The sequence below is a fragment of the Mesorhizobium sp. M7A.F.Ca.US.005.03.1.1 genome (genome assembly GCF_003997975.1).
Lineage (GTDB): Bacteria > Pseudomonadota > Alphaproteobacteria > Rhizobiales > Rhizobiaceae > Mesorhizobium > Mesorhizobium ciceri.
The window spans coordinates 1-14,680 of sequence record NZ_RZRO01000129.1; the positions used below are offsets into that span (position 1 = coordinate 1).

Here is a 14,680-nt window from a genome sequence, read left to right on the forward strand (position 1 = left end):
CCTCTATAGACGCGTTGGCACTCGATAGATAGGAATGCCAGAATTAATTCTCGTGTATGCCCCAAACAATCGAACGAAATAATTTCGAGCCTCGCAGAATTTATTTGCGTTGGCGGAAAACTTTCTGCCGCCTTGAATTTCACGGACATCGATTTGTTATTTAAAAGCCAAAAAGAAAAGGCGCCGAGACCTTGTTTGCAACGCAATTGAGGCGCATATGTAAAGCTCGTTGATTTGGTAGAGTTGGCTTTGTGTCAGAGTCCTGCGATTCACCACCAATTCTCGAAAACGAGTGCATGAGCCGATCCGGCGCACATTTCGTCCCGCTCGAACCCTGGAATGAAACCGACGCTGACCACGGATATACTGGCAGCGTCGGGCATCGCTCCGGCGGTTCGAGTGGGAATGATACGGAAAGGCGTCGTGCGTTTCCGCGGGAAGCCGCAACTGATGACCAGCCGCACCACATCTTCAATCGTTCGCTTCAGGGCGGCGTTTTCGCTGCCTGGCTTCGATACGCCGCAACCACCTGGAGCGTATCGCGTCGATCAAGACGAGGAAGCTCTCGAAGGGGCTTCGCTGATCGCATGGCGCCGCGTGGCCACCTTCATTCACCTGCCGGCGATCTCCGCCGTCGGAGCCACGCAGCAGATGGTGCCGATCGAACCGGCATCGCTTGAAGCCGCACTGGAGCAGGACCAGAGACAATGATGAAAACCACAACCCTGATGCAACGCAACCCACGCCCGATCCGCCGCGAAGCCGCAACGCATCTGTTTGCCGTCGGACAGGCTGTCCGGCTGAAGGGCGGCTTTGGCACGTTTCCACAGACCGCGGAAATCTACCGCATCAGGGCCACGCTCCCTGCGAGGGGAGATTCGCTGCAATACCGCATCCGCAGCGACGGCGAACGTCATGAACGGGTGGCGACCCAGGACAGTCTCGAACCGGTCGCCACGTCGCCCAGTGACATCATAACACTCTCTGAAAGGACGTTCGCACATGTCAAAGGGACAGAAACGCTCGAGCCGGGAAATCAGGAAGCCGAAGCTGGAAAAGGCACTGCCTAAGCCTGAAAGCGTGTTCGGTGCCCAGACCAGGCTTACCGCCAAGATCAGCGCCCCGCGCGGCAAAGGCAAGAACTGACACGGCGAGACGGGACGGCGATGAAGATCGTGATCGAATTCTATCGCACCCGCGAAGCGGACGATGCGCATGCCGTGCTCGGCCGCGAGACGGCGGAAGCCGCCGACCTCGAAGATGCGATCGAAATCGCCAGGCTTTTGGCTGGGACCCTGAACATGCCACAGCGGCCGGACGCCATGACGATCGCCGACACGAATGGCGCAACGCTCTATTCGGGCGTTCTCGCCTCTGAAGCGATTAAATGAGGAAAGGCCAACGTCACGATTGTCCGCAACACTGAAACCGATTGGCAGTGCAATGCCGCCGCGCTTCGGATTTGGGAACACGAAAGTGGCGCGCCGGGACGCGACTTCACAAATCGCCAATACGGACGCCGCGTGAAGCGGATCGTTCCTGGACCGTCTATCACGTCTTCTCGGGAATTCCGGCACACGGAGACGGCGTTGCCATGGCCGGCCTCAGCCGCCCCGATGCGACACGCCGCATGTTGACCCCCTCAACCAGCGCAATGCCGAGCGTCGCACGGCGTGGATTACCGCGCCGCCTATTGTCCCGCGCGAGAGAGCGGCGGGCCAATCATGACGCTCTCCTTTCCCAATCCCAGCCGCAGTTTCGATGAAGCCCGCAACGCCGTCCGCTTCACCGGCCATGACTGCATGTTCGAGGTGCGTTTCTTCGTCGAGATCGCGGCGCTGGCAAAATCGGACATCGCCTTGGTGGGGACAACGGCGTCGGAAACAAAATGCCTTTCAGCTTTCGACACCTTGCGATCATCCATTCACAAGATTGCCAGCAAAGCCGATTCTCGCGACCGCCGCAGCTCTTACACTTTGACTGCCGCCGATTTCCGGTAGGGGAGCCCTTTTCTGGCCAGTTCGTTTCAGAACCGCACCTTCTGCTTCCGTGAAGAGTTTCGGGCGCCGGCAGGCGTACGAAAGTCCCCGAGGAAGGAACCCGCGGGGCACAGTCGATGGCTATGGGGATTTCGATCTGCGGCCGAAGTCGGCGACGGCGCGACCGCTGCCGACCGCCAAGGGCCGCCGTGCGGCAATACTCGATCGCCGACATGCCCTTGTCAGGCTCCTTGTTGAAGAAGCCCGTGATGCTCTGCCGCTGCCGAAAATGCGGCTCGTCGATCCAGCCGCCACGCGCATAGGATCCGAAAAGTATAATCTTGAGGATGCGCCCACGCTTTTTGAAGTCGGCCGAGCCTCCTTCAGCGCGTCGTCGAACTCCTCAAGCAGCACCTCCACCGTTCTTGTCAGCTCGCGCTGCTTTGGCGTGATCGATGCTGGATTTCATAAACCAGGATCTGTCGTCCATCGGGTATGCTTAGCCGAGACCACGCCTCGAATCCACAGACTGCCTCCCCGGGCAGACGCAATTGAAGTATGTAGAGCTTGCTGGCTCGTTCGTTCGCCGCTCAGCAGACCGAGGTTGCCGTCGGTTGCAGCGTACTCAACCGCATGCTGGCGTGCGCATGAGTCTGTCCGACATCAAGTCCGGCAGCTATAATCGGCAACTTCAAAGACCGAAATGCGCTCGATTTCATATCCGCGCACCAACGCCGCATCTATATGGCCGAGTTGGTGCGCTGCGCAGTATCGGCGGCGATATCTTTAGCAGCCGTTTACCGGAGCGCGATAGGTCCTGTGTATGCAATACTGTCGGATGACGTAAGGAACCGCCGTGCCGCACAGAGCAGCAGCCCTAGCCGGCCGTTCTACGCCCCGCCTGCATCGTTTCATGAGCGTGATGCTCGAGCTGGCTCCGGGCGTTCTCGTGCCGCGTCAGGAAACGGAGTTGCTCGGACAGAGCGCGCTTGCGATTCTTCGCGATCGCGCGCCCGGCCCGATGGTGATCGACATGTGCTGCGGCTCCGGCAACCTTGCTCTGGCGATCGCGGCGGAAGTTCCGTCGGCCCGCGTCTGGGGGGTGGACGTGACTGACAGCACGTTCGCGCTCGCCCGGAGCAATGCCGAACGCTTGGCCCTTCAGGCCCGGGTCACCATCCGGAAAGGGGATCTGTTCGGTGCGCTGGAGGGCGATGGGCTTATCGGCGCAGCGGACCTGATTGTCTGCAATCCGCCCTATATCTCGACCGCGCGCCTCGAAGGCGAGAGCGCGCATCTGCTTGAGGGCGAGCCGCGCGAGGCCTTCGACGGGGGGCCTTACGGCATCTCGATCCAACAGCGGCTGATCCGGGACGCAATCGATTTCCTCAAGCCTGATGGCTGGCTGCTGTTCGAGTTCGGCCAGGGGCAGGACCGCCAGGTGGCTGCCCTGATAGCCAGAGCCAAGGCCTATGAACCCGTGACATTCGCCAAGGATGAGGTCGGAATGCCGCGTGTCGCACTCCTTCGCAAGCTTGGGAACGGTGCGCCCGCGATCTCATCCTCCGCGAGTTTGGCATGAGCCAGATTCGTCCCCTGCAGGCTGCGGATATTCCGGCCGTCGCCGGGCTCTTTCAAAGAACCTTCCGGGACGGTGGCAAGCCGCCGCCTCCGGCGCTCGAGACTTATCTGCGCTGGCACTATCTCGAAGGCCCGGTCTGCGATCCGGAGATCGCGTCTCTCGTCCATATTGCGAGCGAAGGCGACATTTCAGGCTTTGTCGGCGTGAATGTGCTGCCGATGAGGCATGGCCAGTGCAAGCTGCGCGCCGCCATCTGTGGTTCGCTCATGGTCGAACCGCGGGCGAACGACCCGATGGCCGGCGCAAGGCTGCTCAGGACATTCCTGGCCGGGCCGCAGGACATCTCCTTCAGCGAAACCGCAAATGCCCTCTCGACGCAGATGTGGACGAAACTGCGCGGGGTCGCCCTGCCGCAATACAGCCTGGACTGGATCCGGGTCATCCGACCTTCGGCCTTCCTGCTCGATCTAGCATCGCGGCGAGCCGGCGCCGTGCGCTTGCTTGACCCGCTCGCGCGCGGACTCGATCGCTATCTTCGCGGACGGATGCAGGAGAACGAGATGCGCTGGTCCGGGGTCCCGGAACTCTGGAATGGCAAGGGCGGCCTCAAGGTAGCCGAAATCGATCAAGCCGGTTTTGCGGCTCTTTTGGACCCGTTAACGCGGCAGTTCCCGCTCCGCCCCGACTGGAGTGCCGAGCAGCTTGCGCATATCCTCGCGGAGGCTTCCCAGAAGCCGGACTATGGTGATGCCGTGTTCGCGTCCGTCTCCTGCCCCAGCGGGGGGCTGGTGGGCGCCTTCCTCTATCACACCCGCCCGGGCAGGATGGCGCGCGTGCTGCAGGTTCTGGCCCTGCCGGGGCAAGCTGGTTCCGTCGTCGACTGCTTGATTGGCGATGCGGCGCGGCGTGGCGCCGCCGGCCTGCGCGGCCGGACGCAACCCGCCCTGCTCGCAGCGATGCTGGGCCGGCGGGTCGCCTTCACTCAACCGGCCTCGACCGTGGTGCCTTCGCGCGACGAGGAGCTGGTGAACGCGTTTCTGAGCTCGCAAGGCTTCTTCAACGGGCTGGCCGGCGAGCGCTGGAATCGCTTGGCCGGGGAGCAGTTCGAATAGGCCGTCATTTGCCCGCGCGGCGACGTAATCCCGATGGTCGCGCCAATCTCAGCTGGCGATTTCCTCGACGGGGCGGACGAGCTGCGGGCCAAGGTGCAGATGGCGCGTCGCCCGGCGCTTGGCGGCGATATCGGCCCAGACGCGTTCGACCTCGACCGCAGTCAGCTCCGCGGCGGCGCCGACCTCCACGGCTGAAAGGCCGTTATTCAGGCCGAAGAGGCAAATATCCATGCGGTCATAGGGCAGGGAGAAGTAGAACTCTTCCTGCGTCTGCTCGAGGGAATAGGTGTCGGTCGTCGGCGCCCTGCGGCAGATTTCCTCGGGAATGCCGAGATGGGCGGCAAGTGCATAGACCTGGCTCTTGTAGAGATGGGCGATCGGTTTGACGTCAGCCGCGCCGTCGCCATTCTTCACGAAGAAGCCTTGGTCGTATTCGAGCCGGTTCGGCGTGCCGAGCACGGCGAAATTCAGCCGGTCGGCGTGATAGTACTCGATCTGTTTGCGCGTGCGCTGCTTCATGTTGGTGGCGGCGACGATGCCGAGATAGACCGCCGCCGACATGCGCAGCTTCGTCTGCCGGCCTTCGGGGTCCTGCACCACCAGCGAGGAGATGTTGTAGCCCTCGCCGGCGAGCGAATTGGCGATGACGATCTTTGAGGCCCAGCCCGGCCCGTATTCCGGCACCAGCTCGCGGATGAAGGTATCCCGCCGCTGATAACAACCCATCGCGTGCAGCGTCGGGCCGATATCCTCCACGATCGCTTCGACGCCAAAGGTTTCGGCGGCCAGCCGGCCGAGGCGGAGGCTGTCGGGATCGGAGTCGCTTTCCGGCATGAACAGGCAGAAGACGTTCTTAGCGCCGACGGCGCGGGCGGCGAGCGCGACCGAGACGCTGGAATCGATGCCGCCAGAGAGGCCGAGCACGAGCCCGCGCTTGCGCATGCCGCGTAGCTGCTCGCGCAACCCGGCGACGATGCGATCGGTTTCCGCTGCGTTGTCGAGCGTCAGCGCGTCGGCCGAGAAGGCGGGACGGCTCGGGGCGAGGGAGAGGTTCATTCTGCAGTCCCCAACGTTTCGGCCGCCAGCCTTCGGCTGACCTTTCCGGTATCGGTCTTCGGCAACTCGCGGCGGAACTCGATGAGCTTCGGCACCATGAAATCCTCGAGATGAACGGCGCAGTAGCGAATGATGTCCCGCTCGCTCAGGGTCTCGTCCGAGAGAACGACGAGGGCGGCAATGGCGTGGCCGAGCACCGGATCCGGCACGCCGGTCACCACGGCTTCCACGATGCCTGGATGGGCGTGCAGCACAGTTTCGACTTCCTTCGGGGCGACCTTTTCGCCGCGCGTCTTGATGATGTCGTCCTTGCGGCCAACGAAATAAAGGAAGCCGTCCTCGTCCGTCCGGAACAGGTCACCGGTGTGGAGCCGCTTTTCCCAGGGATGCGGCCCGGGACGCAGCATCTGCTCCGTGGCCACGTCGTTGCGCCAATAGCCCTGCATGACATGCGGGCCGCGGATGACCAACTCGCCCGCCACGCCCGGTGGCACGCGGTTGCCCTCATCGTCGACGACGATCGCTTCCGTGTTGGGAATAGCGATGCCGACGGAACCCGGCCGGCGGTCCAGCTCCTCCGGGGGCAGGTAGGTGCAGCGCTTGCATTCCGTCAGACCGTACATGGAAAAGAGCCGTACGCCGGGGAACAGCTCGCGCAGCCGGGCGATATGCACCGGCGGCAGGGCGGCGGCGGTGTTCGAGATATAGCGAAGGCTCGGCAGGAAACCCGGCGCCAAATCGCGCATCTGCAGGATCAGCGCCGCCATCGTCGGCACCAGCGGGAAACCGGTGACCTTCTCGGCGCGGATGCGCTCGAAAATGGCCTGCGGAAAGGCGAATGATTTTTCGAGGACGAGCGTCGCGCCGAGCTTCGTCGCCATCAGCAGTTGATAGAGGCCGTAGTCGAAAGCCAGGGGCAGGACATTGAGGATGATGTCGTCACGGGTGTTGCGCAGATAGGTCGTGATGGATTCGGCCGCGGCATCGATATTGCGATGCGTCATCATCACGCCCTTGGGGCGGCCGGTGGAGCCCGAGGTGTAGATCAGCATGGCGAGGTCGATATCGATCCCGCCATGGCGAATGGGCACGGGCGCGACCTTGAGACAATCCTCGAAGGAGGCAGCGCCATCCGGCGTATGGCTGGATGGCGCTTGCGTAGACGCGACGAAGAACGGCCGGTCCGACAGCGCACGCGCCTGGATCACGACAGGCATCAGCTTGGCCTGAGTCAGGATCGCCGCAGCCTCGCAATCGTCGATGACATAAGCGAGCTTGTCGGCCTTGGTGGAGGCGTTGATCGGGCTGAAGGTCGCGCCCGCCTTGAGAACCGCGAAGATCGAGACGGCGGCTTCCCAGCAATTGTCCATGAAGACGAGAACGCGGTCGCCGCGCTGCACGCCATTCTCGGCGAGAGCGGTCGCAAGCCGGTTCGACAGATCGTCGAGCTCGTCATAGCGCAACCGCTCCCGGTCGGTGACAAGCGCCGTCTTCGCGCCATGCGCGGCCGCGTTCGTGATGAGGAATTGCTCGACCCGCATGAGCTCGGGCCTTCCGCTGCCAGCCGTCACGCCGCGACGAGCGATGCGGTCTTCGCTGTGATGAAGGCCGTGATGCGCGCCAGTGAATCGAGGTTGGCCGGCACGATATCGGCGTCCGCAACTGTGATTCCGCAATGGTCCTCGATAAAGGCCACCAGTTCCAGAACGCCGGTCGAATCGATGATGCCGTTCTCGATCAGCGAGTCCGTATCGGCGAGGGCGTGGGTGGTGTCGCCGAACAGGAAGTTCTCGATGACAAAGGCCTTCACTGCGTCTTGGATCGTATCGGTCATGTCGTTCGCTTTCCTTGGTGGTGTCAGGCGGCCTTTGCGTTGCAAATGCCTGTGCCGGTGAAAGTCGTCAGCCACAGCTGCGTCGACAGGATGCCGACAAAGGCCGCGTTGTCGCGAAAGCCGGAGGCCGGCTGGCGGCTGCATTTCTCATGTAGTTTTGCCACTGCCTTCGGATTGAAGAGCCCGCCGGCGCTGACTGCGGCGTCGCCCAGGGCCGACTGGACATAGTCCCTCGTGCCCGGCCCAACGAAGGACTGGCTATCCGGTGCGCGATAGGGCTGCTTGGTCCGCCGGCCGATGGCGGCCGGCAGCAGGTCTTTGGTCGCCTCCCGCAGAATATGCTTCTCCACGAGCCCCTTCAGCTTCATCTCGGGAGGAAGGCCGGCGGCAAACTCGACCAGATGATGGTCGAGGAAGGGAAAGCGGCCCTCGATGCCGTGGGCCATCGCCATGCGGTCGCCCTGGCTGGACAGGATATAGCCAGGGAGAAGGAAGCGGGCTTCCAGATATTGCGCCTGATGCAAGGGATGCCAGCGGGCGAACGCCTCGGGCAGCCGCGCGGCGAGCTCCTCGGCGGCGTCATATCCGGACAATGTGGCACGCAGATCGCCCGAGTAGAACAGCTTCGTCGCCGCCGTGCCGTCGAACCTCGGCCGATGGGAGAACAGCGGATCGTCAAGCGTCGCGCCGCTAGCCCCGAAGAAGGAGAACAGGTACTCGGCCGATTGCTGCCTTAGGCCCGGAAGATAGGGGTAGAGCTTGCGGAACAGATGCGGCCGGATGCGGGAGCCGGGCTGTCTCCCGCAAAAGCGCCGAACCCTGGCCTCCTTGAAAATATCGTAGCCGGCAAAGACTTCGTCGGCGCCTTCGCCCGTCAGCACCACTTTCAAGCCGGCCTCGCGCACGAGGCTCGAGAGCTTGTAGAGCGGGGCAGGGGCAGTGCGCAGGATCGGCCGCTCGGTGAAGCGGATAACGTCAGGGAAGACGGCGGCGATATCGCCTTCCCCGCAGGCGACGGCGCTGTGATGCGTGCCGAGCGCACGGGCCATCTCGATCTGGAAGGGGCTCTCGTCATGTTCGGCGCTATCGAAGGTGACCGAGAAGGTCCTGAGGCCACCCGGCGCCATGCCCGCCGCCAGCGCCGATGTGATGGAGGAATCGAGGCCGCCAGACAGATAGGCGCCGACTGGCACATCGGCGCGCATGCGCATGCGGGTCGCCTCCGTAAGGAGGGCGCGCAGTTCCTCGGCCGCGGCACGCTCGTCCCCGTGCCGGGGCGGCGCGTCCCGGTCGGGATACTCCAGACTCCAGTAGGGCCGGGTCGAGACGCTGCCCTCTTGCACGATCATCAGGCTTGCGGGTTCGATCTCGTAGATGTTGCGGAAGGGCGTGCGCGGCGCGATCGGGGCCCAGAGCGTGAAGATCTGGTCGAGTGCGACCGGATCAATCTCGGCCGCGACGCCCGGGGCCTGGAGGAGCGCCTTGACCTCCGAGGCGAAGTAAAGCCGTTCGCCCTGCCTTGTATAGAAGAGCGGCCGGACCCCCATGCGGTCGCGCGTCAGAACCATGCGGCGGCGGCGGCCGTCCCAGAGCGCAAAGGCGAAATCGCCATTGAGCGCGGAGACGCAATCCTCCCCCATCTCGTCATAGAGATGCAGGATTACTTCGGTGTCGCTGGTTGTCCGGAAATGGCGGCCTTTCGCGCGAAGCTGCTCGCGCAATTCCACATAGTTGAAGATCTCGCCGTTGAAGGCGATCGTCAGATCGCCCGTCGCATCGGACATCGGCTGCTGGCCGTCCCCGAGACCGACGATGGACAGCCGCGCATGGCCGAGGCCGGCCGCCTTTGTGGTGAAGAACCCCTGCTCATCGGGGCCGCGATGGGCAATGGCAGCCGTCATCCTTTCAAGGAGCGCCCTCCCATCCCGGACAGTGCCGAAATAGCCGCTAAAACCGCACATGCCGAGATATTTCCAAGTCCACCAGCGCGGCCCGGACTATAGACGCCAAGATATCGGTAGGTGTTAAATATTTGGGACTATTCATGAGAATGGTAAATTTTGAGCGGCCGCCGACGGCTGATTCCTTGCGTCAGCATTGGATCTGCCGCGAGATGAGGGCAATGAAGCTTTTGGCGTCGTGTTCGCATGATGTTCACGGGGTCTGAGGGGCAGGCCCTCATCGCCTTCTGTCGAAGGCTAGGTCTGGGACTTCTCAAGGTCTGTCGTTGTCGGGGAAAGTGGTCCGCGCGGCAGAATGAAATCTACGACGGTTGCCATTGCCGGAATTGAGGCAGGCGTGGCCGCATGCCGCCTTGGCGTAACGGCAAGCGATCTTTACAAGGCAGTACTCGATGTTCTTGACGGCCGCGGAATTTTTTGCGGCTACCCAATCCATGGCCATTCATTCGGACTGGGCTGGGGCGGACCATAGTTAGTGCCAGAGAACAGCTTCAAGGTTGGAGCCGGGATGGCCATCGCCGTCGAGTGCATGGCGGGCCGCGAAGACGTCGGCTATGTCAAGTTCGAGCAAGGTACTTGTCCATGCTGATCGCACCGAGCTCATTTCCACCTGTCCGGCGAGGCTCTGAAGACTGGCCCTCAAACGCATGCCCAAAACACAGCTGGTATTGGTAGCAATCCGAGCGGACCAGGCGAGGCAGCCCCACTGCCGGGTCGAGAGAACCCACTTGGTGAACTCAGGCGTGCGCCTGACATTCCGGGCACCGTGGACACGCGTCAAGTCGAGAGGATACTGCGCGAGCGATATCCAAGTACCTCAGTGTAGAGAAGGTCGCGCGACTGCGCGTTTCTTTCCAGTTTCACATAACGAGCAGATATTGTTGCCGAAGGTTGAACCAGCCGTCGCTGGCACTCATGGGAGTATGGCGGTCCCGAACAGGATGCCGTGACGCCCGACCGTGGTGATCGGGTCCGGCAGCTTCCACATGGCGGGTCTTTCTTCTCGATGCGAGCGATCAGGCGCCAGGCACAATCCCATTGTCCTTCCTCACCTCGCAGCGGTTGCCGGCTGGCGGCAGCAATGCGCCTGATCTCGGACGTTCGGCAAACTTTACCTTCGCCCGAAAGCGGACGGTCTGCCAAAGGTAACATGACTGCGTTGCTGGACGACGGGCCTGATCCAGCAATGACCCCGTATGTCAGGTTCCAACAGTATGGGAGGTTGTCCTGTCGATTATCATTGCCATCGTCCTTCTTACTGCTCACATGCACGCAACTGCGGCGATGAGTTGTCGGACCGGCTGGATCCTATAAAAAGCCGGCCTTTCTGAAGCCGGAGAGGAAGTGCTCGAAGGAAGATGGGTCTGCGAAGGGAAGGCGGGCAAGGTAGCCAAGCGAGAGGTCTGGTTGCAGCCTCAGTGTGGCTTCGACTGCGACATGCGCGTTTTCCATCTCGCCTAGATGGGCGTAGGCCGCCGCGAGAAAGGCATGGATGAAGAACTGGTCGCCGGCCTTCCGATAAGCGTCGATGGCGTCGGCATATCGGCCGAGCAGGAAGAGCGCGCTTCCCTTCACCTCCCAGAACCAGACCGGGGGCAACGGGTCGAGCAGTATGGCCCTTTCGAGGACCGCCAAGGACTGCTGAGGCTGGCCGCCGTAGTTGAGCCAGCTTGCATAGTCTCCGGCAATGTTGACGTCGTGCGGATTGAGCGAACGGGCCTGCTGGAAATGCAGTCCGGCATCCCCATGCTGGCGCATATGTACAAGCACGAGACCCATGCTCTGGTTGCAGATGCCGTCATTCCGGTCGAGCAGGAGCGCTGTGCGCGCAGACCGCAAGGCACTTTGCAGCGTACGAGGATCGCGGTCGTACCAGAATCGCGCAACCAGGCACTGCGCTAGATAGGCATGACCTTGAGCAAAAGTCGGATCGAGTTCGGCGCTCCGGGTAAACATGGATTCGCCCTTGTCCATTTCATACTGATGGTAGTGCGCGCGACCCTGCAAGTAGTAGTCGTAGGCGGCCCAATCGGCCGGCGGCGTTCGCCGCGAGCGGCTAGTCGCATCTGCCTCGGCGGCGCCTTGGACGGTTGAAGCCACGAGTGCCGCCACCTCCTCCTGAACCGAAAAGATGTCCTCAAGCGCCCTGTCGTAGCGTTGAGCCCACAAATGGAAGCCGCTGGCGCCGTCGATCAGCTGCGCCGTGATCCGGATACGGCTCCCGAGCCGTCGCACGCTGCCCTCGACGAGGTAGCGCGCGCCGAGTTGCCGGTGGACTTCCGCGCCCTCCGGCGCTGGCCCACGAAACTGAAAAGATGAATTACGCGCGATCACCACGAGCGACCGGTATCGCGCCAGTTCAGTGATGATATCTTCGGTGATGCCGTCGCTCAGATAATGCTGGTCCTGATCGCCGCTCAAATTGGCGAAGGGCAGCACGGCAATGGTGGGTTTGCCGGACGGCGCGATTGGTCGCTGCACTGAACCTTCCACGCGCTCGACAGGCGCGGTGAAGCGGTAGCCGACGCGAGGCACGGTGGCGATCCAGTCGCCACCTTGGTCGGTGGGGCCGAGCGCCTTCCTCAGCGTCGCAATCTGGACGGTGAGATTGCTTTCCTCGACCGCCCGGCCCGGCCAGGCAGCTTCCATCAGCTCGTCCTTGGTCAGGATGTCGCCGGGCCGGGCCGCAAGCGTGGCGAGCAGCGTGATGCCGCGATGCCCGATGGAGATCGGTATTTCATGTCGCAGGAGCGTCCCCTTCTCAGGGTCGAGCAGGAACGGACCAAAGGTGAGGTGAACCCGTTGCATCCCGCCATATTAAACGTTTCGGAATTTTTCGGAACAGTTTCGGCCGCGCTTTAGTACGCAGGTCCGCTCATCCGCCAAAGTAGCGTTATCGACTTTAGCAGCACCAAGAAAGGACGAGCCAAATGAGCACGCAGCTTTCTTTTACCTCAAGACTCTACCAGTCTCTCTGGAGCGAACAGCCGACGTGGACGACTGAACCGGTATCGGTCTGGGCGAGACTCTTCGCCCTGCGCGGCCTGGTCGCGGTCTGGCGCGAGCGCAAGTACTATCGCGAGGAACTGAAGCGACTGGCGGAAGATGGGCCTCAGCGGATCGACGACGTCGGTCTCACCCCGGCTGCCGTCGAGGCGGAACTTCAAAAGCCGTTCTGGAAGGCGTGATTTGCATCCATAGCTGTGAACGATTGTCTGCCTGATTGTCAAACACCGCAACGCCTCGACAGGGCCACCAAACTCCGCAAGTACTGTCTCATCGACGCTCGCAAAGACACGACCGGCATGTTCTATCAGCAGCCGATCAAGGACCTGCCTGTAGGCCGGGGTAAAACATGATCGGTCAATTGCCAGGCCGATGAGGCTCGGCAATGTGGTGCCAGCAACGGACTAGCTTCGCGCATCGCTGCCGACAGTCAAACAGAGCAGGTAGCATCAACAGCGACGAACGCCGTCATAGGCTGAAGGGCTGCTTGTCGACAACTTCGTTCCGAATTCCGAAGGGCAAGTTTCGGCCCATAACCGTCGACCGACGTTTCTCCGGTGGCCAATCATGGCCGAAGGAGAAACGAAATGGGACACTCGTGCTACGACCTTGCCGCCTCCGATCGCCGCGCATGGAATGCAGGCAAGAAGATCGGAACGAAACGCCCTCTGAAACTCGACAGATATGGGGCGATACGCTTCTATCTCGATCGAGAGCGGCGTCTGCGAGACAGAGCGCTCTTCGATTTGGCGATCGACAGCAAGTTGCGCGGCTGCGATCTGGTCAAGATCAAATCGGCCACCTTGTTGTAGGACGGAAATCCGAAGTCGCGCGATGGTCATCCAACAGAAGACCGGCCGACCTGTTCAGTACCAGTTGATGAGCGACACACGCTCCAGCCTTCTCGCATGGCTGGAGCGACGCGGCGGGACAGTCGATGATTACGCGTTTCCGAGCAGGATCAATCCAAGGGCTCACATGAGCACAAGTTAGTATGCCCGCCTCGTCGACGAATGGGTCGAGGCGATCGGGCTTTGACCAGAGGAATACGGAACCCATTCCCTGCGTCGCACCAAGGCCTCGATCATCTACAAAGCGACGGGAAATCTGCGAGCCATCCAAATTTTGCTCGGTCATGCCAAGATCGAGAACACGGTCCGCTATCTGGGCGTCGATGTTGAGGATGCTCTCGAACTTTCGGAGGCAACGGAGGTTTGATCAGGTGCGGCTCCACTTCACAAGTGGAGCCGTGACCAGCTTGCGCCCAATCTCGGTCGTTGCGGACAGATCTGTCACTGATTGAAAGCGGCATCGTGGCGACCACGCTGGGGCGTCCCTCGCGACTCAGCGCGTTCAAAGCCACTACGACCAGGCGAGAGTCGCTACCGTACGCCCGACTTGAATTGTGCGTTAGTGCATTGGCAGGATGTTCTGGTTCAGGCGGAACAGATTGTCCGGATCGTATCTGTGCTTGATCTTGGCGAGCCTCGCATAGGCTTCAGCTCCCAAGGCGTCGCGTACGAGGTCCGCTCCTTCGCCATGGCCGGGGAAGTTCAGATAGAGGCGCCCGGTCGAGTAGCGCTGCACGTCCTGCCAGAAGCTGCGAACCCAGCCGATGTTCGCATCGTCCTCGTCAGCGCCTGGCCAAATGGCATCGAGGCTGAGCATGAAGGGCATGGAGCGGTCGCCGAAGGCAGTCTCATCGGCTGCAACGCGCTGGACGAAACCGCCGAACTTCCAGATCGAGGCGAAGGTCATTTCGGAGGGCCGCTTCGCCATCCGTACCGTGATCTCCCCGATGGCCTCGTCGTCCAGGCGCGAGAGGTAGGTGGATTTCCAGTAGCAGCGGTCGCGGCCTTTCGGGAACAGCCCGTCATAGAGCGACTGGATGGTGCGATATGGCATGCGGCCGCTGAAATCGACGAGCGGTTCCCCAAAACTGCGCAACGGCGCCACGACCCGCTCGCCCTCGTCGGCCGGTCCGTCATAGACATGCGCGAGCGCCAGGACGCGCCGGCCCCTTGCATGCTCGGGGATCGAGGGATCGTCGGGCAGCGTCGAGAATTCCGCCAGGCCGCTCAGGCGATCGGGTGCGGTCTGCATGAAGTCGCGCCAGAGTGGAATGATCTCGTTGGCGCGCTCTTCGGGAT

Annotated in this window: 13 protein-coding genes and 2 pseudogenes; 8 read left to right on the forward strand and 7 right to left on the reverse strand. The window is 62.0% G+C overall.

Annotated elements, in window-relative coordinates:
- Positions 1 to 450: 450 nt before the first annotated feature.
- From EN990_RS31975 to EN990_RS31995, 4 genes are all read left to right on the forward strand, one after another.
- Positions 451 to 711 (forward strand): hypothetical protein, encoded by a 261-nt coding sequence (locus EN990_RS31975; RefSeq protein ID WP_024505332.1) that lies wholly within the window; start codon positions 451 to 453, stop codon positions 709 to 711.
- A complete protein-coding gene (locus tag EN990_RS31980) occupies positions 711 to 1,070 on the forward strand; it encodes a hypothetical protein (RefSeq protein WP_064994922.1) in 360 nt (119 codons plus the stop codon). The genes EN990_RS31975 and EN990_RS31980 overlap by 1 nt, the downstream gene beginning before the upstream one ends.
- Positions 1,071 to 1,166: 96 nt before the next feature.
- Positions 1,167 to 1,391, forward strand: a complete 225-nt coding sequence (locus EN990_RS31985; protein WP_024505330.1) for a hypothetical protein — start codon at positions 1,167 to 1,169, stop codon at positions 1,389 to 1,391.
- 333 nt (positions 1,392 to 1,724) lie between these two features.
- Positions 1,725 to 2,000, forward strand: coding sequence for a DUF1488 domain-containing protein (locus EN990_RS31995; protein ID WP_127366030.1), 276 nt, complete (start codon positions 1,725 to 1,727; stop codon positions 1,998 to 2,000).
- Positions 2,001 to 2,268: 268 nt separating this feature from the next.
- Here the strand turns inward: EN990_RS31995 and EN990_RS36405 are convergent.
- Positions 2,269 to 2,448, reverse strand: a pseudogene (locus EN990_RS36405) (hypothetical protein); the annotation flags it as partial.
- Between the two features lie 444 nt (positions 2,449 to 2,892).
- Between EN990_RS36405 and EN990_RS32005 the strand changes: the two are divergent.
- Together EN990_RS32005 and EN990_RS32010 are read left to right on the forward strand one after the other, a co-directional pair.
- Positions 2,893 to 3,561: a HemK/PrmC family methyltransferase gene (locus tag EN990_RS32005; protein ID WP_245265405.1), complete on the forward strand. Its 669-nt coding sequence runs from the start codon at positions 2,893 to 2,895 to the stop codon at positions 3,559 to 3,561.
- Positions 3,558 to 4,673, forward strand: coding sequence for a hypothetical protein (locus tag EN990_RS32010; RefSeq protein WP_127388518.1), 1,116 nt, complete (start codon positions 3,558 to 3,560; stop codon positions 4,671 to 4,673). The genes EN990_RS32005 and EN990_RS32010 overlap by 4 nt, the downstream gene beginning before the upstream one ends.
- A 48-nt stretch (positions 4,674 to 4,721) precedes the next feature.
- Here EN990_RS32010 and nadE read toward each other — a convergent pair whose 3' ends face one another.
- The 5 genes from nadE to EN990_RS32040 all read right to left on the reverse strand — a co-directional run bounded on the left by nadE (position 4,722) and on the right by EN990_RS32040 (position 12,332).
- Positions 4,722 to 5,729, reverse strand: coding sequence for an NAD(+) synthase (gene nadE, locus EN990_RS32015; protein ID WP_127366028.1), 1,008 nt, complete (start codon positions 5,727 to 5,729; stop codon positions 4,722 to 4,724).
- Positions 5,726 to 7,270 (reverse strand): class I adenylate-forming enzyme family protein, encoded by a 1,545-nt coding sequence (locus tag EN990_RS32020; RefSeq protein WP_064994921.1) that lies wholly within the window; start codon positions 7,268 to 7,270, stop codon positions 5,726 to 5,728. Before EN990_RS32020 ends, nadE begins: the two co-directional genes overlap by 4 nt.
- A gap of 26 nt (positions 7,271 to 7,296) precedes the next feature.
- A complete protein-coding gene (locus EN990_RS32025; RefSeq protein WP_013525356.1) occupies positions 7,297 to 7,563 on the reverse strand; it encodes an acyl carrier protein in 267 nt (88 codons plus the stop codon).
- A 23-nt stretch (positions 7,564 to 7,586) separates the two neighbouring features.
- The gene (asnB, locus tag EN990_RS32030) at positions 7,587 to 9,524 is read right to left on the reverse strand and encodes an asparagine synthase (glutamine-hydrolyzing) (protein WP_064994916.1); all 1,938 of its coding nucleotides are present in this window, start codon (positions 9,522 to 9,524) and stop codon (positions 7,587 to 7,589) included.
- 1,308 nt (positions 9,525 to 10,832) lie between these two features.
- Positions 10,833 to 12,332, reverse strand: coding sequence for a winged helix-turn-helix domain-containing tetratricopeptide repeat protein (locus EN990_RS32040; protein ID WP_064994915.1), 1,500 nt, complete (start codon positions 12,330 to 12,332; stop codon positions 10,833 to 10,835).
- A gap of 122 nt (positions 12,333 to 12,454) precedes the next feature.
- Here EN990_RS32040 and EN990_RS32045 point away from each other — a divergent pair, with 122 nt between their 5' ends.
- Both EN990_RS32045 and EN990_RS32050 read left to right on the forward strand, forming a co-directional pair.
- On the forward strand, positions 12,455 to 12,712 hold the full coding sequence (locus EN990_RS32045) for a hypothetical protein (protein ID WP_064994914.1): 258 nt from the start codon (positions 12,455 to 12,457) through the stop codon (positions 12,710 to 12,712).
- A 405-nt stretch (positions 12,713 to 13,117) separates the two neighbouring features.
- Positions 13,118 to 13,748, forward strand: a pseudogene (locus EN990_RS32050) (tyrosine-type recombinase/integrase).
- Positions 13,749 to 13,940: 192 nt separating this feature from the next.
- Here the strand turns inward: EN990_RS32050 and EN990_RS32055 are convergent.
- On the reverse strand, positions 13,941 to 14,680 hold a 740-nt coding region (locus tag EN990_RS32055; RefSeq protein ID WP_206526363.1), incomplete at its 5' end, for a BBE domain-containing protein.